Raw genomic sequence first — 25,875 nt, 5'->3', positions numbered from 1 at the left:
GGTCCTCTCGGGTCGGGTCGGTCGGGGCTCAGCGGCCGCGGAGCAGGGCGACGATGCCCTGGCCGCCGGCGGCACAGACGGAGATGAGGCCGAGGGAGCCCTCCCCCTTCTCGTGCAGCATCTTGGCCAGCAGGGCGACGATGCGGCCGCCGGTCGCGGCGAAGGGGTGACCCGCCGCCAACGAGGAGCCGTGCACGTTGAGCCGGGCGCGGTCCACCGAGCCCAGCGCACCCGGCAGCCCGAGGCGCTCGCGGCAGTACTCCTCGTCCTCCCAGGCGGCGAGGGTGGACAGGACGGTGCCGGCGAACGCCTCGTGGATCTCCACGAAGTCGAGGTCGTCGAGGGTGAGCCCGTGCCGGGCCAGCAGGCGCGGGACGGCGTAGGCCGGGGCCATGAGCAGGCCCTCGTGCCCGTCGACGAAGTCCACGGCGGCGTTCTCCATGTCCACGAACTCGGCGAGCACGGGAAGCCCGCGCTCGGCGGCCCACTCCTCGGAGGAGAGCAGCACCGCGGAGGCGCCGTCGGTGAGCGGGGTGGAGTTGGCGGCCGTCATGGTCGCCTCGTCCCCCAGCTGGCGACCGAACGCGGGCTTCAGGCCGGCCAGCTTCTCCGGCGTGGAGTCGGGGCGGAGGTTGTTGTCGCGGGCCAGGCCGTGGAACGGGGTCACCAGATCGTCCATGTACCCGGCGGCGTACGCGGCGCCGAGGTTCCGGTGGGAGGCCGCGGCGAGCTCGTCCTGGGTCTGACGGGTGATGCCCCACTTGTGGGTGGTCAGGGCCTGGTGCTCGCCCATGGACATGCCGGTGCGCGGCTCGCCCGCACCGGCCGGCTCGGGCACGAGCTGCCCGGGGCGCAGCTGGGCGAGGGCGCGCAGGCGGTCCTTCATGGTCTTGGCGGTGTTCAGCTGCAGCAGCACGCGGCGCGCACCGTCGGAGAGCGAGACGGGTGCGTCCGAGATCGAGTCCACGCCGCCGCCGATGGCGGAGTCGAGCTGACCGAGCCGGATCTTGTTGGCCAGGGTGCCCAGGGCCTCCATGCCGGTGGCGCAGGCCACCTGGACGTCGGCGGCCGGGGTCGCGGCGGAGAGCGCGGAGCCCAGGACGGCCTCGCGGGTGAGGTTGAAGTTGCGCGGGTGCTTGAGGACGGCGCCGGCGGTGACCTGACCGAGGCGCTCGCCCTGGAGCCCGAACCGCGCGACGAGGCCGTCGAGCGTGGCCGTGAGCATCTCCTGGTTCCCGACCTCGGCATAGGCGGTGTTGGCACGGGCGAAGGGGATGCGGTTGCCGCCCAGGATGACGGCGGGGCGCAGCGCTCCACCGGCGACGGCGGGGCGGGAGGCGGTCTCGGACGCGGGGGTCTCGTGGTGGGTCATGACGGTCCTCTCGACGGCGGGCCCACCGCCGACGCGGCGGGGGCGTTGTCACCCCGGACGATACGGACGATACGGACGTCGGCGGGGTGGGTGACTGTGATCCACAGTACCTGATACGCTCGGTTTCGTGAATCCCGTCACGTCCACCGCCCGGGACGGTCGCAGCGTCCGCTGGGACCGGCACCGCGCCGAGCGCCGTCTGGAACTGGTCCGGGCCGCCCGGTCGGCCGTGCACGCCCTGGGCGCACACGCCTCGATGGAGGAGATCGCGTCCCACGCGGGCACCTCCAAGACCGTCTACTACCGCTATTTCGGCGACCGCGAGGGCCTGCGCCTGGCGGTGTCCGAGCGGGTCACCGCCCACATGGAGCGCCGCCTGCTCGAGGTCGCGGACGAACCGGTCTCCGAACCCGAGGCGCTGCGTCGCATGGTCGAGGTGTACCTCACGGTCGCGGCGACGTCGCCCGAGGTGTACGCGTTCGCCGTCGCCCCGTCCCCCGCCGCGGCCGAGGCCCCTGTGCTGGGCCCGTTCCTCGAGCGCGTCTACGCCATGCTCGAGTCGGGCCTGGCGCGCGGGATGGCCGCGCGGGGCCACGCCCCGGCGCCGGCGGACCCGCTCGCCCTGTGGCCGCGCGCCGCCGTCGGCCTCGTCCGGGCCGCCGCCGAGACCTGGCTGCGGACCCCGGCCGCCGGTCGCATCCCGGTCGAGGCGATGGCCCGCGCCATCGCCGACTGGCTGCTCACCGGCCTCATCGGCGCCGCGCCCGGCGCCGCCCTCGAACCCGCGGCGGCGGACGCCGTCCGCGCCCGCCCCCACTCACGAACAGGAGCATCGTCATGACCGTCCACGAGAAGCTCGCCCCCCAGTCCTCGACGCCCAGCACCGAGGTTCCCTCCGACGTCGCCGAGATCGCGCCCGAGCGGCCGACGCCCGGCTCCCTCGACGCCGCGGCCCTCGAGGAGGCCCTCCTCGGCCGCTGGGCCGCGGAGCGCCGCGAATCCCGCGAACTGGTCAAGGATCCCGCCCTGTGGCGCGACCCGCTGCTCGGCATGGACGAGCACCGCGCCCGCGTCCTGCGGCAGCTGGGCGTCCTCGTGGAGCGCAACGCGGTCCACCGCGCCTTCCCGCGCGAGTTCGGCGGCGAGGACAACCACGGCGGCAACCTCGCCGCCTTCGGTGACCTCGTGCTCGCCGACCCCTCCCTGCAGATCAAGGCCGGTGTGCAGTGGGGCCTGTTCAGCTCGGCGATCCTGCACCTGGGCACCGCGGAGCACCACCGCCGGTGGCTGCCGGGCGCGATGGACCTGAGCGTCCCGGGCGCCTTCGCCATGACCGAGATCGGGCACGGCTCGGACGTCGCCTCGATCGCGACGACCGCCACGTACGACGAGGCGACCCAGGAGTTCGTCATCCACACCCCGTTCAAGGGCGCCTGGAAGGACTACCTCGGCAACGCCGCGCTGCACGGCAGGGCGGCCACGGTCTTCGCGCAGCTGATCACCCGGGGCGTCAACCACGGCGTGCACTGCTTCTACGTCCCCATCCGGGACGAGGAGGGCGCCTTCCTGCCCGGCGTGGGCGGCGAGGACGACGGCCTCAAGGGCGGACTGAACGGCATCGACAACGGCCGTCTGCACTTCACTCAGGTCCGCATCCCGCGCACCAACCTCCTCAACCGCTACGGCGACGTGGCCGAGGACGGCACCTACTCCTCGCCCATCGCCTCCCCCGGGCGTCGCTTCTTCACGATGCTCGGCACGCTCGTCCAGGGCCGCGTCTCCCTGTCCCTCGCCGCCACCACGGCCTCCTTCCTCGGCCTGCACGGTGCGCTGGCCTACGCGGAGCAGCGCCGCCAGTTCAAGGCCTCCGACCCGCAGCGGGAGGAGGTGCTGCTGGACTACCAGAACCACCAGCGCCGCCTCATCGACCGCCTGGCCCGCGCCTACGCGGACGCCTTCGCCTCCAACGAGCTCGTCGAGAAGTTCGACGACGTCTTCTCGGGCCGCTCCGACACGGACGTGGACCGGCAGGAGCTCGAGACGCTCGCCGCGGCCGTGAAGCCGCTGACCACGTGGCACGCCCTGGACACCCTGCAGGAGGCCCGCGAGGCGTGCGGCGGCGCCGGGTTCCTCGCCGAGAACCGGGTGGCCCAGATGCGCGCCGACCTGGACGTGTACGTCACGTTCGAGGGCGACAACACGGTGCTCCTGCAGCTCGTGGGCAAGCGTCTGCTGACCGACTACTCGAAGGAGTTCGGACGTCTCAATGTGGGCGCCGTCTCCCGCTACGTGGTCCATCAGGCCTCGGACGCCCTCCACCGTGCGGGCCTGCACAAGGCCGTCCAGTCCGTGGCCGACGGCGGGTCCGAGCGCCGCTCGGCGAACTGGTTCAAGGACCCCGCCGTCCAGCATGAGCTGCTCACCGAGCGCGTCCGTGCCAAGACCGCCGACATCGCCGGCACCCTCTCGGGGGCCCGGGGCAAGGGCCAGGCGGCGCAGGCGGAGGCGTTCAACACGCGCCAGCACGAGCTCATCGAGGCCGCCCGCAACCACGGCGAGCTGCTGCAGTGGGAGGCCTTCACCCGCGCCCTGGAGGGCATCACGGATGAGACCACGAAGACCGTCCTGACGTGGCTGCGCGACCTGTTCGCGCTGCGCCTCATCGAGGACGACCTCGGCTGGTTCGTGGCCCACGGCCGCGTCTCGAGCCAGCGCGCCCGGGCCCTGCGCGGCTACGTCAACCGGCTGGCCGAGCGGCTGCGCCCCTTCGCCCTCGAGCTCGTCGAGTCGTTCGGCCTCGAGCCCGAGCACCTGCGCATGGCGGTGGCCACGGACGCCGAGACCCAGCGCCAGGAGGAGGCCCACGCCTGGTTCACGGCCCGCCGGGCCGCCGGCGAGGAGCCGGAGGATGAGAAGGCCGTGCGCGCCCGCGAGAAGGCGGCGCGGGGTCGCCGCGGCTGACCGTGGCCGTCCCCGGACGCACACGGGCCCCCGTCACCTCGCGGTGGCGGGGGCCCGTGTGCGTGGTCGGGCGGGCTCAGCGCAGCACGGCCTCGTAGACCTCGATCGTGCGCTCCGCGATGGTCTCCCACGAGAAGTGCTCGATCGCGCGGGCCCGGCCGGCCTCACCCATCGCGCGGGCGCGCTCCGGGTCCTCCACGACGCGGGTGAGCGCGGCCGCGAAGTCGGCGGCGAACCTCTCCTCGTCCACGGGCGCCCCCGTGCCGTCGTCGACCTGCTCGAAGGGGACGAGCAGGCCGGTCTCGCCGTCCTGCACGACCTCCGGGATGCCGCCCACGGCGGAGGCGACGACGGCGGTGCCGCACGCCATCGCCTCGAGGTTGACGATGCCCAGCGGCTCGTAGACCGAGGGGCAGGCGAACACGGTGGCGGCCGTGAGGATCTCCATCACCTCGTGGCGCGGGATCATCCCCTCGATCACGACGACGCCCTGGCGGGTGCGCCGCAGCTCGGAGATCAACTCGTTCACCTCGTGCGCCAGCTCCGCGGTGTCCGGGGCGCCCACGCACAGCACGAGCTGGACGTCCTCCGGCAGCCGCAGGGCCGCACGGAGCAGGTGGGGCACGCCCTTCTGGCGCGTGATGCGGCCGACGAACGCGACGGAGGGCTTGTCCGGGTCGATTCCGTACTTCTCCAGTGCGGCGGTGCCGGTCTGCGGGGTCCAGACCTGCGTGTCGATGCCGTTGTGGACCGTGTGCACCTTCGCCGGGTCCACGTCCGGGTAGCAGGCCAGGATGTCCCGGCGCATGCCGTCCGAGACCGCGATGACCGCGTCCGCCCCGAGGTACGCCGTGCGCTCGGCCCAGCTGGACAGGGCGTAGCCGCCGCCGAGCTGCTCCGCCTTCCAGGGGCGCAGCGGCTCGAGGGAGTGCGCGGAGAGGACGTGGGGGGTCTGGTGCAGGAGCTTGCCGAGGTGGCCGGCCAGGTTGGCGTACCAGGTGTGGGAGTGGATGACGTCGGCGCCCTCGAGGTCGCCGAGGATCGTGAGGTCGGTGGCCAGGGTCTGCACGGCCCCGTTGGCGGCGTCGAACCCGGGCGGGTTCGGGTACGTCAGGACGCGGGCCCCGTGGTAGTCCGGGTCGCGCGGCGCGCCGAAGGCGTGCACGCGGACGTCGGCGCGGGAGGCCAGGACACGGGTCAGCTCGGCGACGTGGACGCCGGCACCGCCGTAGATGGACGGGGGGAACTCTTTGCTCACGATGTCGATGCGCACGCCCCCAACCTAGTTCAGCCCGGCGGGGGTCGATAGTCTGGCGGCACGGATGCCCCGCACGCCCCGAGCACGCGTGCGGGTCGCGACGACCCGGCTCACGAGGAGTGACGCAGATGGTGCAGAAGAAGGTCCTCTCGGTCGTGCTGGCGGGCGGTGAGGGCAAGCGCCTGATGCCGCTGACGGCCGACCGTGCCAAGCCGGCCGTCCCGTTCGGCGGCACGTACCGCCTCATCGACTTCGCGCTGTCCAACCTGGTCAACAGCCGGTACCGCGAGATCGTCGTGCTGACGCAGTACAAGTCGCACTCGCTGGACCGCCACATCTCCGAGACGTGGCGGATGTCCACGCTGCTGAACAACTACGTGGCCTCCGTGCCGGCACAGCAGCGCCGGGGCAAGGACTGGTTCACGGGCAGCGCGAACGCCATCTATCAGTCCATGAACCTGATCCACGACGCACGGCCGGACATCGTCGTCGTCATCGGCGCGGACCACGTCTACCACATGGACTTCCAGCAGATGGTGGACCAGCACATCGCCTCGGGCGCCAAGGCGACCGTGGCCGCGGTGCGCCAGCCGCTCGAGCTGGCCTCCTCGTTCGGGGTGATCGAGACGGACCCACAGGACAGGACGCGGATCTCGGCGTTCGTGGAGAAGCCGGAGACGACCCCCGGCCTGCCGGACGACCCCACGCAGTTCCTGGCCTCGATGGGCAACTACGTGTTCGACACCGACGCCCTCGTGGCGGCGCTGAACCAGGACGAGGAGAACCCCGAGTCGAACAACGACATGGGCGGGGACATCATCCCGCTGTTCGTGGAGCGTGGCGAGGCCGGGGTGTACGACTTCACCGCCAACGAGGTGCCCGGGGGCACGGCCGGCAAGCACTACTGGCGGGACGTCGGCACCCTGGACTCCTACTACGACGCGCACATGGACCTGGTGCAGCCGTGGCCGGAGTTCAACCTCTACAACCGCGAGTGGCCGCTCTACACCCGCCAGTCCGTCTCCCCGCCCGCCAAGCTCGTGCGCTCATCCACCCGCCGCCCCGGCTCGGCGAACGACTCGATCCTCTCCCAGGGCGTGGTCATCTCCGGCGGCACCGTGGCCCAGTCCGTGCTCTCCACGGACGTGCGCGTGCAGAACGAGGCGTGGGTGGAGCAGTCGGTGCTGCTGGACTCCGTCGTGATCGGCGAGGGGGCCCACGTGCGCAACGCGATCCTGGACAAGAACGTGGTCGTGCCCCCGGGCGCGCGCATCGGCTTCGACCGGGCGGAGGACGAGGCGAACGGCTACACCGTGACAGAATCCGGGCTGACGGTGCTCTCCAAGGGCCAGCCCGTCCCGACGCCGCACTGACGCGGCCCCGGGCCGCCGGTCCCGGACCACCGCCGACGCGCGGGCACGCCCCGGTGTGTCCGCGCGTCGCCGTCCCCGCTGGATCCCCGACCGGAGGCTCGCCTTGACCGACACCACCCCCGACCTCGACGCCACCAACGTCACCCGCGCGGAGGCCGCGGACCGCTCCCGCCTGCTCACGGTGCAGGACTACGTCGTGGACGTGGACCTCTCCGACGCCCGGGACGCCGCCGCCGACACCTATCCGGTCCGCACCGTGATCCGCTTCGCGTGCGCCGAGCCCGGCGCGCAGACCCACCTGGACTGGATCCACGGCGGCGTGGAGTCGGTGACCCTCAACGGCACGGCGCTGGACGTGGCCGAGGTCGTGGGCGAGGCCCGGGTGCTGCTGCCCGACCTGGCGGCGCAGAACGTGGTCGAGCTGGTCGGCCGGTCCGTGTACTCCCGGTCGGGCGAGGGCCTGCACCGCTTCACGGACCCCGCCGACGGCGAGGTCTACCTCTACACCCAGTACGAGCCCGCCGACGCGCGCCGCGTGTTCCCGGACTTCGAGCAGCCGGACCTCAAGGCCGCCTTCACCTTCTCCCTCACCGGACCCGAGGACTGGGTGCTGGCCTCGAACCGGCCGGAGGTCTCCCGGACGCCGACCGGGGACGGTGTCGTCCGGGTGGAGTTCGCCCCGACGCTCCCCCAGTCCACCTACATCACGACGCTGCTCGCCGGCCCCTATGCGCAGTGGGAGGACGCCTGGGACGGTCACCCGGCCAGCGGTGCGCAGGCCGTGCCGCTGCGGCTGTTCACCCGGCGCACGATGGCCGACGCGTTCGACCCCGAGGCCGTGTTCGACGTGACGAAGCGGGGGCTGACGTTCTTCCACGACCTCTTCGGCGTCGCGTACCCGTGGGGCAAGTACGACCAGGCGTTCGTGCCCGAGTACAACCTCGGCGCCATGGAGAACCCGGGCCTCGTGACCTTCACCGAGGACTTCGTGTTCACCTCGCGGGCCACCGCGGTCCAGTACGAGGGCCGCGCCAACGTGATCCTGCACGAGATGGCGCACATGTGGTTCGGCGACCTCGTGACGATGCACTGGTGGGACGACCTGTGGCTCAAGGAGTCGTTCGCGGACTACATGGGCGCCCTCGGCGTGGACGAGGCCACCGACTTCCGGACCGCGTGGGTGACCTTCGCGTCCCGCCGCAAGGCCTGGGCGTACGTGCAGGACCAGATGCCGACGACGCACCCCATCGTCGCGGACATCGTCGACCTCGAGGCCGCCCGTCAGAACTTCGACGGGATCACCTACGCCAAGGGCGCCTCCGTGCTCAAGCAGCTGGCCGCCTACGTGGGCCGTGACGCGTTCCTCGACGCCGCACATCGCTACTTCGCCGCCCACGCGTGGGGCAACGCCTCCCTCGCCGACTTCATGGCGGTCCTCGAGGCCGCCTCGGGGCGGGACATGCGCGCGTGGGCGGACGCGTGGCTGCACACCTCCGGCGTGCCCCGGCTGCGGGTCGACGTCGACGGCGACGCCCCGGTGCTGCGCCAGGAGGGCGCGGACCCGGTCACGGGCGGGCCGATCCTCCGCCCGCACGTGCTGAAGGTCGGCGTCTTCACGCCCGGGCAGGACGGCGTCCTGCGCCGCACCGCCCAGGTCACCGCCGACGTGCCGGGCGGGGCGGAGGGCGCGGCCGTGCCCCTGCCGGACCTCGAGGTCCCCGGGGGCGTCCGCCTCGTGCTGCCCAACGACGAGGACCTCACCTACGCCGCCGTCGCGCTCGATGCGGGGTCGCTGCGCGCGGCCCTGACCCACCCCATCGCGGACCCGCTCGCGGAGGCCACCGTGTGGGCCGCCCTGTGGTCGATGACCCGCGACGGCGAGCTGCCGGTCGCCCGGTTCCTCGACGCGGTGGCGACGCTGTCCGCGCGGATCGCGACCGTGGGCGTGCACGCGCAGGTGCTGGCGCAGGCCGCCGCGGCCGTGGGCCAGTACGCCCGCGCCGAGGACCGGGACGCGCTGCGCGCCCTGGTGGGCGAGGTGCTGGCCGAACAGACCCGGACGCTCGAGGCCGGCTCCGACCGCCAGCGCACCGCGGCCCGCACGTGGGCGACGCTGGCGCGGGCCGACGTCGGGATGGCCGCGGCCCTCGAGGCCGCCCTGCTCGGCGAGGACGCGGCGACGTCGGCGCCGGGCCTGGCGATCGACGCGGAGCTGCGCTGGCTCGTGCTCCAGGCCCTCGCCGCGACCGGCCGGGCCGACCAGGACCGCCTGGACGCGGAGCTCGAGGCCGGCCGCACGGCGCAGACCGTCACGTGGCACCGGCTCGCCGCAGCCGCCCGCCCCGATGCCGAGGTCAAGGCCGCGGCGTGGGAGGCGGTCATGTCCGGTCGCACGGCCACTGGCACGGAGCTGTCCAACGACCTGCTCTCGGCCACGGCGGCCGGCTTCGCCGCGGGCGAGGTCGAGCTCCTCGCCCCCTACGAGTCCGGCTTCTGGCCGCGCCTGACCTCGGTGTGGGCCTCACGATCCAACGGGCTGGCCTCGCGCGCGATCGGCGGGCTGTTCCCGGGCCGCCGGGACGCGGTGGCCGGCGACGCGGACGCGCAGGAGTCGCACCCGACGCTGGCCGCGGCCCAGCGCTGGCTGGACGAGCACCCCGACGCCCCGGGGGCCCTGCGGCGCCTGGTCGTGGAGCACACGGACGCCCTGCGGCGGTCCCTGCGCGTGCAGGCGGTGCAGCCGGCGGGCTGAGCGGTAAGTCCTCCCGCGCAGAGTGGTCACGACACGCCGCCTCCCCTCGGGCGAGACGGCGTGTCGTGACCATTCCAGCTCAGGGCGCGGCGACGCGGAGCACGCGTTCCCGGCCCACCCGGCGCAGGCCCACGGCGTCGGCGGCGCGCTGGGCGTCCCGGTCGCGCATCCCCACCCGCTCGACGACGACGGGCCGCGTCTCCAGCACGGCCGTCAGTTCGGCGTGGCGCGCCACGTGCGCGGCCCCGCCGTCCGGGTCGAGAGACAGCGCCTGCCGGTCGGCCGCGTGGAGCCAGGCCGCCGACACGTCCTCCACCGGGCCGCGCAGGTGCGCGCCGAGGGAGGCGTCGTCGAGCAGGTCGGAGACGTCGGCGTCCGCGAGGCGGGCCACGAGTGCGGGTGGCCCGGCGACCACCGCGGTCGTGTGGAGCAGGACCACGTGCAGCAGCTCCGGGTCGGCGTCCGCGGCGGGCGCGAGCACGACGCCCGGGTCCTCCCACGCCGTCGGCGCGACGCCGAGTCCCGCGGCCAGTCCGGTCCGCAGCGCGGCGGTCGCGTCGGCGCCCAGCACGTCGGCCGGCGCGAGCGTGCCGAGGGCCAGCGGGTGGACGCCGAGCAGCCGGTTCAGGGCGCGGGCCTCGCGGTGCGCCCGGTCCACGAGGGCGGCCAGCTCGGGCGAGGTCTCCCCCACCAGCGGCAGCTCGCGCAACGTTGCGGCCCCCACCGGCACCCCGGCCTCGGCCGCGACCGCTGCCAGCGCGTCCCAGTGTCGCGTCTCCTCCTGGGCAGGCGTGCGGCCGCCGCCCGGCTCGTCCGGCCCGGTCACCGTGGCGGCGGCCTCGTCGAGGTCGCGGACCGTGACGAGGTCCCACGTGCCGTCCGCGCTCCAGCCGCGGTCCGTGAGCAGAGGCACGCGGCGGCCGGAGGCGAGCTCCAGCTCGAGGGCGCAGTGGACGTCCACGGTCGACCGTGGGCGCCGCGGGGCGTCGGAGCGGGCGATCAGGCGGACGGGGGCGTCGTCGGGGGTCATGGTCCGATCCTGACAGAGCCGCCCCGCCACACCTCGACGCGTCGGGGGCGGTTTCGGGCGGTATTCACGTCGAATACCACCGCAAACCGCCCCCGGACGGAAGCGTGCCGGACGGTGCCGGGACGCCGTCAGGTGGCTCAGGGCACCCGCGCCGTCCACTCCGGGGTCGTGAACTTGGTGCGGGCCAGCTGCTCGGCCTCCTCGCGGGTGGCCTCGTCCAGCTCGACGCGGCGTGCGCCGTAGCGCTCCTGGAAGGTGGTCATCATGGTCTCCCAGATCTCGGCGCGCGAGACGCCGGTCTGGCGGCGGAGCGGATCCACCCGCTTCTTCGCCGAGGCCACGCCCTTGCCGCGCAGCTTCTCCCGGCCGATGCGCAGCACCTCGAGCATCTTGTCCGCGTCGATGTCGTAGCTCATCGTCACGTGGTGCAGCAGCCCGGCCGTGCCCACCCGCTTCTGCGCGGCGCCGCCGATCTTCCCCTGGTCCGTGGCGATGTCGTTGAGCGGCTGGTAGAACGCCTGCACGCCGAGTCGGGCGAGCGCGTCCATGGTCCACTCGTCCAGGAACGGGTAGGTCTCCGCCGTCTCCAGCCCGTCGACCAGCGACGACGGCACGTGCATCGAGTACGTGACGCAGTTGTCCGCCTCCATGAACATCGCGCCGCCGCCGGAGATCCGCCGCACCACGTTGATGCCGTGCCGCCGCGCCCCCTCGGGGTCCACCTCGTTGGCCAGCGACTGGAAGGCGCCGATCACCACGGCCGGCTCGTTCCACTGCCACAGGCGCATGGTCGGCTTGCGACGTCCCTCGGCCACCTGTCGGGTGAGCACCTCGTCCAGGGCCAAGGTCAGCGCGATCGGCATCGGCTCCGGCCCGATGACCTCCCACTCGTGGTCCTCCCACGTGGTCGCCTTGCCGAGGGCGCGACGCACGGCCGAGGCGACCGCGAAGGCGTCCACGCCGAACAGCTCGGCCTCGGGTCGCAGACCCCGCTCGACGGCCTCCCGGATGACGCGATGCTCGGCGTCCGCGGACAGCCCGGTCACCGCCGCGTTGAGGTCCTCGAGCGCCTCGTCCGGCTCGAGGAAGAAGTCACCGTTGATGCTGGCGGTCGCGATCCGGCCGTCCGCGAGGCTCAGGTCCGCCGCGACCAGCTTGCCGCCGATCACCTTGTATTCACCGTGGAGAGTCGTCATGCCCGCCAGCCTACGGGCGACGCGACGGGCCCCGCACCGCCCGGATCGCTCCGGGGGCGCGGGGCCCGTCGTCGTGGTGGGCGCGCGGCTCAGGCCGCCGCGGTCACTTCTTGCCGCCGAAGCCCTTGAAGCGGGCGTTGAAGCGCTCGACGCGGCCGGCGGTGTCCATGATGCGCTGCTTGCCCGTGTAGAACGGGTGCGAGGCGGCCGAGATCTCGACGTCGATCACCGGGTAGGTGTTGCCATCGGTCCACTCCGCGGTCTTCTCGGAGTTCGCGGTGCTGCGGGTGAGGATCTTCTCACCGGAGGCGAGGTCGTTGAAGATGACGTAGCGGTAATCCGGGTGGATCTCAGACTTCATGGTGCATCCTTCGTTTCAGCCGCCTGATTGGGACCAGGGGCGCGAGAGGTGTGGTCAGGGGGTCCGCCGGACGGCGGGCCAGCCGCCCACTCTACCGCACCCGGGCCGGTCAGCGTGCGCGCAGCTCCCACAGCGCGACCGCCGCGGCCGCGGCCACGTTCAGTGAGTCGACGCCGTCGGGCATGGGGATGACGACGTCGGCGTCGGTCTGGGCGAGGGTCTCGGGCCGGACCCCCGGCCCCTCCTGGCCGAGGACGAGGGCCAGGCGCTCGGCGGTCCGCAGCGGCTCGATCTCCGGCGAGTCCAGGCCCACGGCGCGGTCCGTCACCTCGAGGGCGGCCACCGCGAACCCGGCCGCCCGCAGCGCGGGCAGCGACGCGGCGACCGGGCCGGGCAGGCGCGCCCACGGCAGGCGGAACACCGTGCCCATCGAGACGCGGATGGCGCGCCGGTACAGCGGGTCGGCGGCCTGCGGGGTGAGCAGCAGCGCGTCCCAGCCGAGGGCGACGGCGGAGCGCACCACGGCGCCCAGGTTGAAAGCGGTCACGACGCGTTCTGAAGCATCTCGGACCCGTGAACTCGGTTCCTTCCGGTCGACACACCGATGAACTGAGCATTGCGTTTCCGCAGGTCAGAAGGCAAATACGGCCGCTCGGTCGTCATCGTGGGCCGGCTAGGAGTGTTCAATAAACCCTATGCCCCCACACACTGCCATGCTGGGACTGCGCAGCGGCGACCTGAGCCTGGGCTGATGGCGCTCATCGGACTCATTCGGGTCGGGACAGACCCTCAGGACGCGAGGTTGCAACGGCAAGCACTCAAGCCGATCTGCTCACGTCTCGTCGAGGAGACAGCATCGCGTCGACGCCTGATCAAGAACCGCCCCGGGCTCCTCGCTGCTGTGGCGGAGGTGGGCGACGGCGATGCGCTCACCGTGACCCACGCACGAAGCCTGAGCACGAGCATGGTCGACGGGCTCGAGACACTGCTGGACCTCGTTGACCGAGGAGTTGCCGTGAAAGTCCTCAAGGGCCTCGCCGCGGGAGAGCACACCGGAGACTCGGAGTTCCTCGATGACGTCCGCGAGCTCACCCGGCGCCGCCGAGAGCTCCAAAGCTCCCGCGTCCGGGCCGGCATCCAAGCAGCGCGGGAACACGGAGTCAGCCACGGTCGACCACGCACCATTAGTGACGAGACGCAGCGCGAGATTAGGATGCGGAGAGATCAAGGCGAGACGTTGCGCAGCATCGCCGGAGGTGCTGGCGTGTCGATCGGAACCGCCCACCGCGTGCTGGCGCGACACGCGCCCCGTCAGGGCACGTTGTCCCCTCGGCGGAAAGCTGAGTCGGCAGCGCCTTGTCGCGTGGCGGAGCAATAGCTAGGAGACGGATGACCGAGGATGAGGCACGCGCGGCAGCGCGTGCATTGCGGCCCCACGGCGGGAGCGATCGGCTGACGCTGGCGGAGCTTGAGCAGTACCTTGCCGCCGCGGCTGACCTGCTGCGCGGCAGCATCGACCAGGCCGACTTCAAGGCATACATCTTCCCGCTGATGTTCTTCAAGCGGATCAGCGACGTCTACCTCGAGGAGTACGCCCAAGCGCTGGACGAGTCCGGAGGCGACCACGAGTTCGCCCTGTTTGCGGAGAACCACCGCTTCGTGATCCCCGAGGGCAGCCTGTGGGGTGACGTGCGCAGCCACACCGAGAACATAGGCACTGCGCTGCAGACCGCGTTCCGCGAGATCGAAAAGGCCAACCCAGAGACCCTCTACGGCATCTTCGGCAGCGCCAGCTGGACCAACAAGGACAAGCTGCCCGACCGCAAGCTCGCCGATCTCATCGAGCACTTCTCGAGTAAGGCTCTGACCAACGCCGCTGTGCCGCCCGACGTGTTCGGCAACGCGTACGAGTACCTCATCAAGAGGTTCGCCGACCAGTCGAACAAGAAGGCCGGTGAGTACTACACGCCGCGCTCGGTGGTCGGCCTGCTCGTCAACATCCTCGATCCCACCGAGGGTGAGACGGTCTACGACCCGGCTTGCGGCACCGGCGGGATGCTGATCGAGGTCATCGAGCACGTGAAAGATGCCGGCGGCAGCCCCAAGACCCTGTGGGGCAAGCTCTACGGCCAGGAGAAGGTGCTCGCCACCTCCGCGATCGCACGGATGAACCTGCTGCTACACGGCGTCGAGGACTTCAAGATCGTCCGCGAGGACACGTTGCGCAGCCCCGCCTTCTACACGGGCAACAACCTCGCGCAGTTTGACTGCGTCGTGGCCAACCCGCCGTTCTCGCTCAAGAATTGGGGCGAGCCCGAGTGGGCGTCCGACAAGTGGGGCCGGAATGCGCTCGGTGGTGTTCCGCCGAAGGGATACGCCGACTGGGCGTGGGTCCAGCACATGATCACCTCCGCGAAGCCGAAGACCGGCCGGGTCGCCGTCGTCCTGCCCCAAGGGGCACTCTTCCGGCAGGGAGCTGAGGCGCGGATCCGCACCCACGTGCTCAAGTCAGACCTCGTCGACGCGGTCATCGGGTTGGCCCCCAACCTGTTCTACGGCACTGGCCTCGCCGCCTGCGTGCTGATCCTTCGAACGGAGAAGCAACCAGACGAGTACGGCAAGGTGCTCTTCATCAACGGTGAAGACCTGTTCAAGCGCGGACGCAACCAGAACACCCTCGAACCCGAGCATGCCCAGCAGATCCTCGACGCCTATGAGCTCTACGCTGACATCGAGGGCCGCTCCCGTGTCGTCGACCTGGCCGAGATCGAGAGCAACGACTACAACCTCAACGTCCCGCTGTACGTCGCGCCTCCTGACAGCGGTGAGAAGCTCACGCTCGAGGACGCGCTCGCGAATCTCGAAACGGCGCACGCCGAGGCGACCACGACGCGTGCTGCGCTGGAGGCCGAGCTGGCGAAGTGGGGGCTGTCCGTATGAGCACCCGAATCACCCAGCGTGAGCTGGAGAACTACCTCTGGGGCGCGGCAATCGTTCTCCGTGGCCTGATTGACGCCGGCGACTACAAGCAGTACATCTTCCCGCTGGTCTTCTTGAAGCGGATCTCCGACGTCTACGACGAGGAGCACGCCGCCGCGATGGAGGTGTACGAAGACGAGGAGCTCGCCGACCTCCCAGAGAACCACCGCTTCGCCATCCCCCACGGCTGCCACTGGGACGACATCCACGGCGTCACGCAGAACATCGGCGCGGCACTCCTGCACGCCATGCGCTCCATCGAGAAGGCCAACCCCGACACACTCCCCGGCGTCTTCGGCGACGGCGACTGGGGCAACAAGGACCTGCTCCCGGACTCGACTCTGGCCGACCTCATCGAGCACTTCTCCACCAAGACGCTCTCGATCGCCAACCTGCCCGAGGACGAGCTCGGCAACGGCTACGAGTACCTGATCAAGAAATTCGCGGACGACTCCGGTCACACCGCGCAGGAGTTCTACACCAATCGCACGCTGGTGCACCTGATGACGATGATGCTGGAGCCCCAGCCGGGTGAGTCGGTGTACGACCCCACCTGCGGCACGGGCGGCATGCTCATCTCCACCGCCGCCGAGCTCAAGAGGCAGGGCAAGGAGTGGCGGAATCTGCGCCTCTACGGCCAGGAGCTCAACTACGGGACCTCTGCCATCGCGCGGATGAATCTGTTCCTGCACGGGATCACAGACGGTCACATCGCTCACGGCGACACCCTCAGCCGACCGGCATTCCTCGACGGCAAGGGCCATCTGCAGACGTTCGACGTCGTGCTGGCAAACCCGCCCTACTCCATCAAGGCCTGGAACCGTGCCGCATTCGCCAAGGACCCCTACGGCCGGAACGTCTGGGGTGTCCCGCCACAGGGACGTGCCGACTACGCGTTCTTCCAGCACATCGCCAAGAGCCTCGACCCCGATACGGGCCGCGCTGCGATCCTCTTCCCCCACGGGGTGCTCTTCCGGCGTGAAGAGGCGTCCCTCCGCAAAGCACTGGTGCAGTCAGACCTCATCGAGTGCGTCCTGGGGCTCGGCGCAGGGCTCTTCTACAACAGCCCGATGGAGGCCGTGGTCGTCACGCTCCGCGCCAACAAGCCCACCGAGCACCAGGGCGAGGTGCTGTTCATCAATGCCGTGAACGAAGTCGCCCGCGAACAGGCACAGTCCTTCCTCCGCGAGGCGCACCAACAGAAGATCCTGGCCGCCTATCGCGCCTTCGAGCCACAGGACGGGTTCGCTGCAGTTGGCACCCTCGACCAGATCGCGGAGAAGGGCCACAGCCTCGCGATTCCGTTGTACGTCGCGGGCGACTCGGCGAATGAAGGCGGCGAGCACATCGATGTCAGCGATGCAGTGGCGCAGTGGCGAACTGCCGCGCAGGTTTCGGACCAGGCGATTACTGACGTTCTCGCGCTGCTGAGAGCGGAGGTGCCCGCGTGAGCCTCAACCTCGACAAGTCGCGCTGGAAGCGGGTTGCCTTCGGCGACGTTGTTCGTAACGTCAATGAGACCATCCGTGATCTCGAAGCGGCCGGCATCAACCGCGTCATCGCGATGGAGCACATGGACCCCGGCGAGCTGAAGGTTAGCCGGTGGGGTTCAACAGAGGACGGCACCACCTTCACGCGACGCGTGAAGCCTGGACAGACGCTCTTCGGCAAACGGCGCGCGTACCAGCGCAAGGTTGCCTACGCCGAGTTCGACGCCATCTGCTCCGGCGACATCTACACGTTCGAGACCGATGGGACGCAGCTCCTTGGTGAGTTGCTCCCGTTCCTCGTGCAGTCGAACGGCTTCTTCGAGCATGCTCTCGGTACGTCGGCAGGGTCGCTGTCGCCGCGCACGAACTGGCGTGACCTGAAGGATTTCGAGTTCGATCTCCCACCCCTCGACGAGCAGAAGCGCATCGCCGACCTCCTCTGGACCGTCGAGCGGCACAGACGAGCGCTGACCAAAGTGCACGCGGAGGTAGTCCGCAGCCAGTCAGAACTTGTTGAGCAGTTCGTGCGGGCCGCGCCCGGTCGCGAGGTAAACCTTGGTGACGTTCTTAAGATTGTGCGCGGCGGCTCGCCGCGACCAATCAATGAGTACCTGACCGACAGTCCCGACGGACTGCACTGGATCAAGATCGGTGACGTACCGCCGGACGGCAAGTTCATCGACAGGACGGCGCAACGAATTAAGCCGAGTGGTCTTCCCAAGACTCGCACGGTGAAGCCGGGCGACTTCATCCTGTCGAACTCGATGAGCTTTGGCCGCCCGTACATCGTTCGGATCGACGGATGCATCCATGATGGTTGGCTTTCACTTTCGGATGTCGGTGGCCGCTGGCGAACTGACTACCTGTACTACCTTCTGCGGAGCTACGGGGTGCAGTCACAGTTCCGGCAGGGTGCCGGCGGCTCGACGGTAAAGAACCTCAACACCGACATTGTGAGCCGCGTTTCTGTTGTGCATCCGTCCCTTGAGGACCAGGATTCTTTGCTCGAGCAGATGGCCTCAGCGTCATCCGCAGTTGCCTCCGTGGCAAAAGAGTCGGATGCGGTGAAAGCGATCAAGTCAGCTCTGTCTGAGACAGTTTTCGGGGGCGACTGATGGCGCAGTTCAACGAGGCAAACTCGGTACGTGACTTCATCCGGGACCTCGTCAAGTCCATCGATGTCCAGTTCGTGCCGGGTAGCGAGTTGCCGCGTCGCGTCGACGAGGTGCTGCTGGAAGGCGTACTCAAGGGTGCGCTGATCAACCTCAACCCTGAGATCGAGGCTGATCCGGCGAAGGCCGACGAGGTCATCTACAACCTCCGCGCGATCCTGATCGCGGCGCGCAACAGCCCGCACCCGGTGGTCGCTAACGAGGAGTTCATGGCGTGGCTGACCGGGCAGAAATCGATGCCGTTCGGGCCGAACGGCGAGCACACCACAGTCCGTCTGATCGACTTCGAACATCTCGACGATGACTCCTCGAACCAGTGGATCGTCTCCACCGAGGTGACCTTCACGCAGGGCCGGCTGGAGAAGCGGTTCGATCTCGTGCTGTGGTGCAACGGTCTGCCCCTGGTGGTCGGTGAGGCGAAGACGCCGATCCGGCCGGCGTACACCTGGATCGACGGGGCCGCGCAGATCCACGATGACTACGAGCAGAGCGTCCCGCAGTTCTTCGTGCCCAACGTGTTCTCCTTCGCAACCGAGGGAAAGGACTTCCGATACGGCACCATCGGCATGCCCATCGAGCTCTGGGGCCCCTGGCGCGAGGACCCCACCGACGAGGACGCGCCGGCGAAGATCGGTCTCGTCGCGGTCCAGGAAGCCGTCGAAGGTGTCCTGACGCCACGCGCGGTGCTGGACTTCCTGCGATTCTTCACGCTCTACGCGACTGACAAGAAGCATCGCAAGATCAAGATCATCGCGCGGTTCCAGCAGTTCCAGGCGACCAATCTGATCGTTGACCGGGTCCTGCTCGGCAAGGTCAAGCAGGGCCTGATCTGGCACTTTCAGGGCTCGGGCAAGTCACTGCTCATGGTCTTCACTGCGCTCAAACTGCGCGCGATGGCCGAACTCACGAACCCAACTATCCTGATCGTGGTCGACCGCATCGACCTGGACACCCAGATCACGGGCACCTTCAACGCCTCGGACGTCCCGGGCTTGGTGTCGACGGACTCGCGCGCGCAGCTCCAGACACTGCTCAGCCAGGGCGCGCGGAAGATCATCATCACCACGATCCATAAGTTCGGCGAGGCACCCGGCGTCCTCGACGCTCGGCAGAACATCATTGCGATGGTCGACGAGGCTCACCGCTCGCAGGAGGGTGACTACGGGCAGAAGATGCGTGGGGCGCTGCCCAACGCGTACCTCTTCGGTCTGACCGGCACCCCGATCAACCGGCGCGACCGCAAAACGTTCAAGTGGTTCGGTGCACCCGACGACGAGGGCGGCTACCTCTCGCGATACTCCTTCCAGGATTCCATCCGCGACGGTGCGACTCTTCCGCTGCACTTTGAGCCACGCCTCTCGGAGATCCACATCGACCAGGAGGCCATCGACACGGCGTTCGAGGAGCTGGCTGCCGACCGCGACCTCTCCGAGAGCGACAAGATCACGCTTTCGAAGAAGGCGGCCTCGATCGAAGTGCTGATCAAGACGCCCTCGCGCATCGCGAAGATCGCCGCTGACATCGCCAGCCACTTCAGGGAGAAAGTCGAGCCACAGGGGTTCAAGGCACAGGTCGTCGCGTACGACAAGTCCTCCTGCGTCGCCTACAAGAACGAGCTCGACAAGCACCTCGGGCCGGAGGCATCGACCATAGTCATGTCGAAAACCCGAGGTGACTCGCCCGACTGGGCCAAGTGGACCCCAGGTGCCGAGGAGCTGGAGCAGGTTGTCGCGCGGTTCAATGACCCGACCGACCCGCTCAAGATCATCATCGTGACGGCGAAGCTGCTGACCGGGTTCAACGCTCCGATCCTCTACTGCCAGTACCTCGACAAGCCGCTGAAGGAGCACACGCTGCTCCAGGCGATCACTCGCACCAACCGCGTGTACCCGCCGGACAAGACCCACGGCCTGATCGTCGACTACCTCGGCATCTTCGACGACGTCGCCCGATCCCTCTCCTTCGATGAGCGGGCTGTCCGGGAGGTCGTCTCCAACATCGAGGAACTGAAGGCTCAGCTCGCGCCGGCCATGGCTGCCGCGCTCGCGTTCTTCCCCGGGGTCGACCGCACGGTCGGCGGGTACGAAGGCCTCGTCCAGGCGCAATCCGCGATCGCCGACGATGTCACGAAGGACGCCTTCGGAGCCGCCTACAGCGTGGTGTCGCAACTGTGGGAGGCACTCAGTCCGGACCCCATACTGGGCAAGCATCGCGACGACTACCGCTGGCTCACGGACGTCTACGAGTCGGTCCGCCCCTCAGACATCACGGGGCGACTCGTGTGGCACGCGCTCGGAGCCAAGACAATCGACCTGATCAACGAGCACGTCGCCGTCGAGATCCCGCAGAACACCGAGACGATCGTGCTCGACGCTCAGACGATCGAAGACCTCATGACCGGTCGGCGCACCGACATCCCCACCGAAGAGATCGAGCGTCAGATCACCGCACGCATCGCCCGGCACCTGCACAACCCGGTCTTCGTCGAACTCGGCCAGCGCCTCAACGACCTGCGCGAGCGCTACGCCGACATCCAACAGTCCAGCCTCGACTTCCTCCGAGAGCTTCTCGAACTCGCCCGCGACACTGTTGCTGCCGAGAAAGCAGCCGACGAGATGCCCCGGGAAGAGAAGGGCCGGGCGGCCTTGACTGAGTTATTTGACGCTCTCAAGGGCGATCAGACCCCGATCATCGTCGAGAACGTCGTCAACCGGATCGACGAGGTCGTCCGTGGGGTCCGCTTCGAGGGGTGGCAGTCCACGATCCGCGGCGACCAGGAGGTGCGCCAAGCGCTTCGGAAGACCCTCTACGTCCAATTCAAGATTCGCGACAACGACGTCTTCGAAAAGGCCCTCGGCTACGTCCGAGAGTACTACTAAGCTCCGAACCGGCTGAATGCAAGTCAAGCCGATGATAACTGGAGGACGGATCCCGAGTATGTCTCGATATGCCCCTTGCTTAACTTCCGGGTTCATCGGTCGGGTCCGGCGCGTCGTACCACGGCATGGGGCTACCAGAGATGCGGAACGGTCTAGAGCGAACGGCACGTCAGGCCGATGGGACCGTGGCACTACACATACTTAGCTAGGAAAGACCGGCTAATTCTTTGGTTCGACACCCCACGACCATCGCGACCGTTTTCACAAGTCGACGAGCCTGAACGTAGATTCCACAACGCCCAAGCGTAATTGACTATTCTTCTGGCAGGTAGTCAATACTTGCGATTCTCACTTCGATACCGCGGGCTTCCAGCTCGTCGAATACTCTGACCAGTGAGACCTTACTAAAGCTGAAGAGGTCGTCCGCTGTAAGTGATTCGCCTATGCGTTTCGAGCGAATGGCGTACACGACCTTTCGTGGTTTCGCGCCAATCAGATCCTCATTGCCGCCGCGCTGCTGGACCCGGCTGCGCAGTTGCTTGCGTGCCTCTTCGTCGTACTGCAGTGCATGGGCAGAGTTGCCGCCTTGGGCGAAGAGGTGACTCAGCGGCGCGGAGGAGGAAGCCGACTTTACGTGCACGTACACATCGTTCGTCGTAATGAGGTCACTCGGCTCGAAGCCCCGCTTATTCTGAGTTGTCTGCACGAGCTTCCGATCCATCAACACCGCGCCGAGCGCCTGCGCAGCCTTACGATTATAAGCCTCCTCGTCATCAGGCGCATACCAAGCTGGCATGGCCACGCCAGCCTGTTTCGCAAAGATGTTCCTAACGTGGTCGTCGAGCTGCTTCGCGTAGTCAAGGTCCATCGCATACCACTGCCCGTTATGCAGGAAGTAGCGACGCCCAGACTCTTCCTTCTCAAAGGCCACCCACTTTCGAAGCGGGATATCACTACTTACGGGCTCCTCGCCCTCCGCGTCACCGAACAGCTGGATTTTAATGGTATCCATGAACGAAATTTCGCGGTCTTTCATCAAGTCGATGATCAGTGCCGCAGTAGGTAGGCCGGCGCGCAGAGCGGTGCCTCCGCCTCGTTTTACTCGGAACGCTTCGGGCGGCTTATTCTCGCTTAGGTGTTCATGGGGCCACGTAACGGCGATCTTAGATACGTCGGGGGACTTCTTTAGCTCGGCTCGAAGGTGCTCTTCCAGCTTGTCATGTAACGAGGTTTTCTTCTTAACCGGTACGAGCTGCTCAAGCACTTGCAGCTCTGCGCGAGGCTTTTGAGAGAGCAGGGCCTCGAGCACCTTAAGATCCGAAACCAGCTCTGTGGGGGTGAGTCCGAGTGGCACCGAGAGGGCGTCCGCCCCTCTCACGCGAAACGGCTTGTCGATGGTAAGACCCTTGATCTCGGCCTTTCCAACGACTCGAGTGACCAGCTCACCGAAACCACCGATGCCGAATCCAGTCAGTCCTGCACCTGCGGGAATGGACGACCGATCGATCTTTGCCCTCTCGTCAAGTACTGTCCGAGTCAGGGAGCTCAGCAGGTCCGGATCAACGGATCTCAGCGCGAGTCTCTGTCCGAACGCGCCGTCGACGTGACTCTGATCCAAAAGCAGCCAACCCATACCCCAACACAATCCCCAGGTAGGCGTATCAGCTTCATCATTCGCGCGAAGCAAGAGAACGCCTGCTGCCGTTGTGTTGGTTGTTTCCACTGTCACGCCAGTGAGTTGGTGGACGCGACTTGCCCACTTCACGGGGCCATCGGCCCCTACATGGCCATATACGAGGAGGGCGTCACGATCCGCCACCTTGCAGGGCTCGGTGACGACGGAGCGTTCATCGCGGTACTTCTTCTTGACAGCATGTTCGAGCTTGGCGGTATGCCTCAATCTGTACAGGGTCGTAGATTGAGCATTCATTTTCCGGCGGGCCATGCTGTCTCCTTCGCGCGCATCTAACAGCCACCAGACTAAGTGAGCTCCACCCGACCATGCCATAAAGGCACGCAGGACGTCGGCTGGATCGGATAGCTGAATCCTTGAACTACTTCGTCGCGTAGAACGTCACCGCTGAGCTCGCCGCAACGTTCAGCGAGTCCACGCCATGCATCATCGGAATCGTCACGCGCCGATCAAGCAGTCTGTCGGTCTGCGGCGTCAGCCCATGCCCCTCACTGCCGAATACTAGTGCGAGATTGTCGTGGTCCTCGGCGACCAACTCATCGAGCGTGATTGCGCCCTCCCCCAGTGTCATGCCCGCCACGACATATCCAGCGTCCTTAAGCACCTGGATGCTGGCAGGCCAGTCATCAACGCGAGTCCACGGCACTTGGAAGACCGTACCCATCGACACACGGACAGACCGCCGGTACAACGGATCAGCACACGTCGGCGTCACCAGGATCGCGTCGACACCCAGTGCCGCAGCTGATCTAAAACATGCCCCAACGTTCGTATGATCCACCAAGCCCTCAAGCACAGCGATCCGCGAGCGGCGCTTCGTACTCGAGACAGAACGATCGTGTCGGCCCCCTGGACTCTCGCCAGGAACTCCCGTCCTACGCCGCTCCTCACCACTGGACACGCGAGAGTTGAGCTCGAACGTATCGTCGACCTCGCTTTTTGCTACCTTGGGCTGCCAAGGTCGGCTGGTATCCGAGGAACGTTCGCCAGCCTGCGGTGGTTTGGAACACTCCACGTTCGTGTGGTCCACGACGTCCTCGGCGATGAGCACGCGCCGGGCGTCCGCGAGGACGTCGGCGAGCGGCCGGGGTGCGGGGCGGTCCATCGCGGCCAGGGCGCCGCGGTGCAGGTGGAACCCGGTGAGGGCCTCGAGCACGTCGTCGGGTCCGGTGAAGACCGGGACGTCCGGATGGGCGGCGAGCACGTCCGCGAAGGACCGGCGGTAGCGGTCCCCCAGCAGGAAGGAGCGCGGGGTGTGTCCGGCGTCCAGCGCGCGGCGGACCACTTGGGATGACTCGGCGAGGAAGACGCCGTGCTCCGCGTCGACGCGACGGCGCAGGGCCGCGTCCGTCATGGTCGTGTAGGGGGCCAGGCGGGGGTCGGCGAGGTCCTCGATCCGCTCCAGGCGCACCTCGCGGGTCCCGCCCTCACCCACCCGAGACCTGCCGCATCACCATGACCACCAGCCCGACCAGGCCCACGATCACGATGGTGACGCGCAGGGCCGTCGGTGAGATGCGCCGGCCGATCCGCGCGCCCACGAGCCCGCCCACGAGCGAGGAGAGCGCGATCAACAGGACGGCCCGCCAATCGATGCGGTCGAAGGCGAAGACCAGGTAGAACGCGGCGGCGGTGAGGTTGACCACCAGCGACAGCCACGTCTTCACCGCGTTGGCGTGCACGAGGGTGCCGCCCACCAGCAGCACGCCGAAGATCGCCATGAGCATGACGCCCTGGGCGGCCACGAAGTAGCCGCCGTAGATGCCGGTCAGGAACACGAGCGTCCACAGCGTCGGGGTCACGGGGCCCACCGGCACGGGAGAGTCCGCGCCGGGGGTCGGCCCCTGGTCCTCCGCCCGACGCCGGACCCACCGCTGGATGCGCGGCTGCAGGACGACAACCGTCAGGGCCACCACGAGCAGCACCGGCGCGACGTAGCCGAACACGGCCGGGGGCAGCGTGGTGAGCAGGGCGGCGCCGATGATCGCGCCGAGCAGGGACGCGACGGTCAGCTTCGGCAGGAGCACCCGGGACTGGGCCAGCTCGCGACGGTAGCCGTACGTGCCGGAGAAGCCCGAGGCCACCAGGCCCATCGCGTTGGAGACCTGCGCCGTCACGGGCGGGAAGCCGACCGCCACGAGCGTGGGGAAGGTGACGAGCGTGCCCGAGCCGATCACGGAGTTGATCGTGCCGGCCCAGAACCCCGCGAGCAGCACGATCAGGACCTGCCACAGCTCCATGCCCAGCAGCTGCGCGGTCAGCAGCCCCGTCACCGGGCCACGGCGGTGTACCGACCGCCGGTGCGGGTCACCTTCAGGTCCGTGCCGAATGCCGCGGAGAGGTGCTCCTCGGTGAGCGTCGACTCGATGGGCCCGGCCGCCACGACGCCGCCGGCCCGCAGCAGCAGCGCATGCGTGAAGCCCGGGGGCACCTCCTCGAGGTGGTGCGTGACGAGGACCAGCGCGGGCGCGTCCTCGTCCGTGGCGAGCGCCGTCAGCTGGCGCACGAGGTCCTCACGCCCGGCGAGGTCCAGGCCCGCGGCGGGCTCGTCCAGCAGGAGCAGCTCGGGGTCGGTCATCAGGGCGCGGGCGATGAGCACGCGCTTGCGCTCGCCCTCGGAGAGGGTGCCGAACGCGCGGTGCGCGAGGCGGGAGAGCCCCCAGGTCGCCACGAGGCCGAGCGCGCGGGCGCGATCCTCCGTCTCGTACCGCTCGCGCCACGTGCCGGTGATCCCGTAGGAGGCGGTGACGACGGCGTCCTGCACGGTCTCGTTCGCGGGCACCTGGGCGGCGAGCTGGGCGGAGGAGAGGCCGATGCGCGGGCGCAGCTCGAACACGTCGACGGCGCCGAGCACCTCGTCCAGCACGCCGACGTCGCCGGCGGTCGGGTGCAGGCGGGCCGCGGCCAGCTGGAGCAGCGTCGACTTGCCCGCGCCGTTCGGGCCCATCACGATCCACCGCTGCCCCGCGCGGACCGTCCAGTCCAGGGGGCCGAGGATGTCGGTGGTGCCGCGGCGCACGCGCACGCGGCGCATCTGCAGCACGGCGTCCTCATCCGGGAGGAACCAGTCGTCGGGAGGCGCGGGGGTGGTCATGGGGGCCAGCCTAGTCCGGCCGGCCGGTGCGTCGCCGATGCGACGCACGCCCGGCCGCGCCCACACCCCCGCCTAGGTGTTGTGGGTCATGAGGTTCTTGCCACGAGGCGCCGGCTGAGATGAGACGAGTGGGCCCCGCCCCGCAGGATGGAAGTTCCTCAACAACCCACCTGCCCGAAAAGACCCACTCATGACTCACGCTAACGCACCCCTGACCCCCACTGGCCGTCTCAGGATGGTCCACCGCCACCTGCACGACGGGATC

The 25,875-nt window shown here is 68.9% G+C and carries 19 protein-coding genes; 9 read left to right on the top strand and 10 right to left on the bottom strand.

Annotation, left to right across the window (positions count from 1 at the left end):
* Positions 1 to 28: 28 nt before the first annotated feature.
* The gene (locus tag J1M39_RS08785; RefSeq protein ID WP_069941302.1) at positions 29 to 1,372 is read right to left on the bottom strand and encodes an acetyl-CoA C-acetyltransferase; all 1,344 of its coding nucleotides are present in this window, start codon (positions 1,370 to 1,372) and stop codon (positions 29 to 31) included.
* A 127-nt stretch (positions 1,373 to 1,499) separates the two neighbouring features.
* Here J1M39_RS08785 and J1M39_RS08780 point away from each other — a divergent pair, with 127 nt between their 5' ends.
* Together J1M39_RS08780 and J1M39_RS08775 are read left to right on the top strand one after the other, a co-directional pair.
* Positions 1,500 to 2,213, top strand: a complete 714-nt coding sequence (locus tag J1M39_RS08780) for a TetR/AcrR family transcriptional regulator (protein ID WP_036315211.1) — start codon at positions 1,500 to 1,502, stop codon at positions 2,211 to 2,213.
* Positions 2,210 to 4,333, top strand: coding sequence for an acyl-CoA dehydrogenase family protein (locus J1M39_RS08775; RefSeq protein ID WP_044658927.1), 2,124 nt, complete (start codon positions 2,210 to 2,212; stop codon positions 4,331 to 4,333). The genes J1M39_RS08780 and J1M39_RS08775 overlap by 4 nt, the downstream gene beginning before the upstream one ends.
* A gap of 76 nt (positions 4,334 to 4,409) precedes the next feature.
* Here the strand turns inward: J1M39_RS08775 and glgA are convergent, their stop codons facing one another.
* Positions 4,410 to 5,606 (bottom strand): glycogen synthase, encoded by a 1,197-nt coding sequence (gene glgA / locus J1M39_RS08770; RefSeq protein WP_044658928.1) that lies wholly within the window; start codon positions 5,604 to 5,606, stop codon positions 4,410 to 4,412.
* Between the two features lie 113 nt (positions 5,607 to 5,719).
* Between glgA and glgC the strand changes: the two genes are divergently transcribed.
* Together glgC and pepN are read left to right on the top strand one after the other, a co-directional pair.
* Entirely contained in the window at positions 5,720 to 6,964 is a 1,245-nt protein-coding gene (gene glgC / locus J1M39_RS08765; protein WP_063190062.1) for a glucose-1-phosphate adenylyltransferase, read from the top strand.
* A gap of 103 nt (positions 6,965 to 7,067) precedes the next feature.
* The gene (gene pepN / locus J1M39_RS08760; RefSeq protein ID WP_148408278.1) at positions 7,068 to 9,716 is read left to right on the top strand and encodes an aminopeptidase N; all 2,649 of its coding nucleotides are present in this window, start codon (positions 7,068 to 7,070) and stop codon (positions 9,714 to 9,716) included.
* Positions 9,717 to 9,795: 79 nt separating this feature from the next.
* Here pepN and J1M39_RS08755 read toward each other — a convergent pair whose 3' ends face one another.
* From J1M39_RS08755 to J1M39_RS08740, 4 genes are all read right to left on the bottom strand, one after another.
* Positions 9,796 to 10,746, bottom strand: coding sequence for a hypothetical protein (locus J1M39_RS08755; protein ID WP_113914393.1), 951 nt, complete (start codon positions 10,744 to 10,746; stop codon positions 9,796 to 9,798).
* A gap of 137 nt (positions 10,747 to 10,883) precedes the next feature.
* Positions 10,884 to 11,942, bottom strand: a complete 1,059-nt coding sequence (locus J1M39_RS08750) for a lipoate--protein ligase family protein (RefSeq protein WP_061867260.1) — start codon at positions 11,940 to 11,942, stop codon at positions 10,884 to 10,886.
* A 103-nt stretch (positions 11,943 to 12,045) separates the two neighbouring features.
* Positions 12,046 to 12,303: a type B 50S ribosomal protein L31 gene (locus J1M39_RS08745; protein ID WP_036336843.1), complete on the bottom strand. Its 258-nt coding sequence runs from the start codon at positions 12,301 to 12,303 to the stop codon at positions 12,046 to 12,048.
* A gap of 109 nt (positions 12,304 to 12,412) precedes the next feature.
* On the bottom strand, positions 12,413 to 12,850 hold the full coding sequence (locus tag J1M39_RS08740; protein WP_255354991.1) for a TrmH family RNA methyltransferase: 438 nt from the start codon (positions 12,848 to 12,850) through the stop codon (positions 12,413 to 12,415).
* A 204-nt stretch (positions 12,851 to 13,054) separates the two neighbouring features.
* Between J1M39_RS08740 and J1M39_RS12655 the strand changes: the two genes are divergently transcribed.
* The 5 genes from J1M39_RS12655 to J1M39_RS08715 are packed head-to-tail and all read left to right on the top strand — an operon-like array spanning position 13,055 to position 20,823.
* A complete protein-coding gene (locus J1M39_RS12655) occupies positions 13,055 to 13,681 on the top strand; it encodes a recombinase family protein (RefSeq protein ID WP_084776553.1) in 627 nt (208 codons plus the stop codon).
* An 11-nt stretch (positions 13,682 to 13,692) separates the two neighbouring features.
* A complete protein-coding gene (locus J1M39_RS08730; RefSeq protein ID WP_061873146.1) occupies positions 13,693 to 15,243 on the top strand; it encodes a type I restriction-modification system subunit M in 1,551 nt (516 codons plus the stop codon).
* A complete protein-coding gene (locus J1M39_RS08725; protein WP_061867257.1) occupies positions 15,240 to 16,733 on the top strand; it encodes a type I restriction-modification system subunit M in 1,494 nt (497 codons plus the stop codon). The genes J1M39_RS08730 and J1M39_RS08725 overlap by 4 nt, the downstream gene beginning before the upstream one ends.
* On the top strand, positions 16,730 to 17,887 hold the full coding sequence (locus J1M39_RS08720; RefSeq protein ID WP_061867256.1) for a restriction endonuclease subunit S: 1,158 nt from the start codon (positions 16,730 to 16,732) through the stop codon (positions 17,885 to 17,887). Before J1M39_RS08725 ends, J1M39_RS08720 begins: the two co-directional genes overlap by 4 nt.
* Positions 17,887 to 20,823, top strand: coding sequence for a type I restriction endonuclease subunit R (locus tag J1M39_RS08715; RefSeq protein WP_206496683.1), 2,937 nt, complete (start codon positions 17,887 to 17,889; stop codon positions 20,821 to 20,823). Before J1M39_RS08720 ends, J1M39_RS08715 begins: the two co-directional genes overlap by 1 nt.
* 313 nt (positions 20,824 to 21,136) lie before the next feature.
* Here the strand turns inward: J1M39_RS08715 and J1M39_RS08710 are convergent, their stop codons facing one another.
* From J1M39_RS08710 to J1M39_RS08695, 4 genes are all read right to left on the bottom strand, one after another.
* Complete coding sequence (locus J1M39_RS08710) at positions 21,137 to 22,768, bottom strand: DUF6119 family protein (protein WP_158530791.1); 1,632 nt, start codon at positions 22,766 to 22,768, stop codon at positions 21,137 to 21,139.
* A 109-nt stretch (positions 22,769 to 22,877) separates the two neighbouring features.
* Positions 22,878 to 23,927 (bottom strand): TrmH family RNA methyltransferase, encoded by a 1,050-nt coding sequence (locus tag J1M39_RS08705; protein ID WP_233263273.1) that lies wholly within the window; start codon positions 23,925 to 23,927, stop codon positions 22,878 to 22,880.
* Positions 23,928 to 23,943: 16 nt separating this feature from the next.
* Entirely contained in the window at positions 23,944 to 24,789 is an 846-nt protein-coding gene (locus J1M39_RS08700) for a sulfite exporter TauE/SafE family protein (protein WP_095347720.1), read from the bottom strand.
* Positions 24,786 to 25,610 carry an ABC transporter ATP-binding protein gene (locus tag J1M39_RS08695; protein WP_095347721.1) on the bottom strand — a complete coding sequence of 275 codons (825 nt, stop codon included), beginning with the start codon at positions 25,608 to 25,610 and terminating at the stop codon, positions 24,786 to 24,788. Before J1M39_RS08695 ends, J1M39_RS08700 begins: the two co-directional genes overlap by 4 nt.
* Between the last annotated feature and the right edge of the window lie 265 nt (positions 25,611 to 25,875).

The organism is Micrococcus sp. KRD077 (assembly GCF_017168505.1).
GTDB classification, from domain to species: Bacteria; Actinomycetota; Actinomycetes; order Actinomycetales; family Micrococcaceae; genus Micrococcus; species Micrococcus luteus.
The sequence above is the reverse complement of the archived record's forward strand: the minus strand, read 5'-3'. Positions and strand labels throughout refer to the sequence as shown.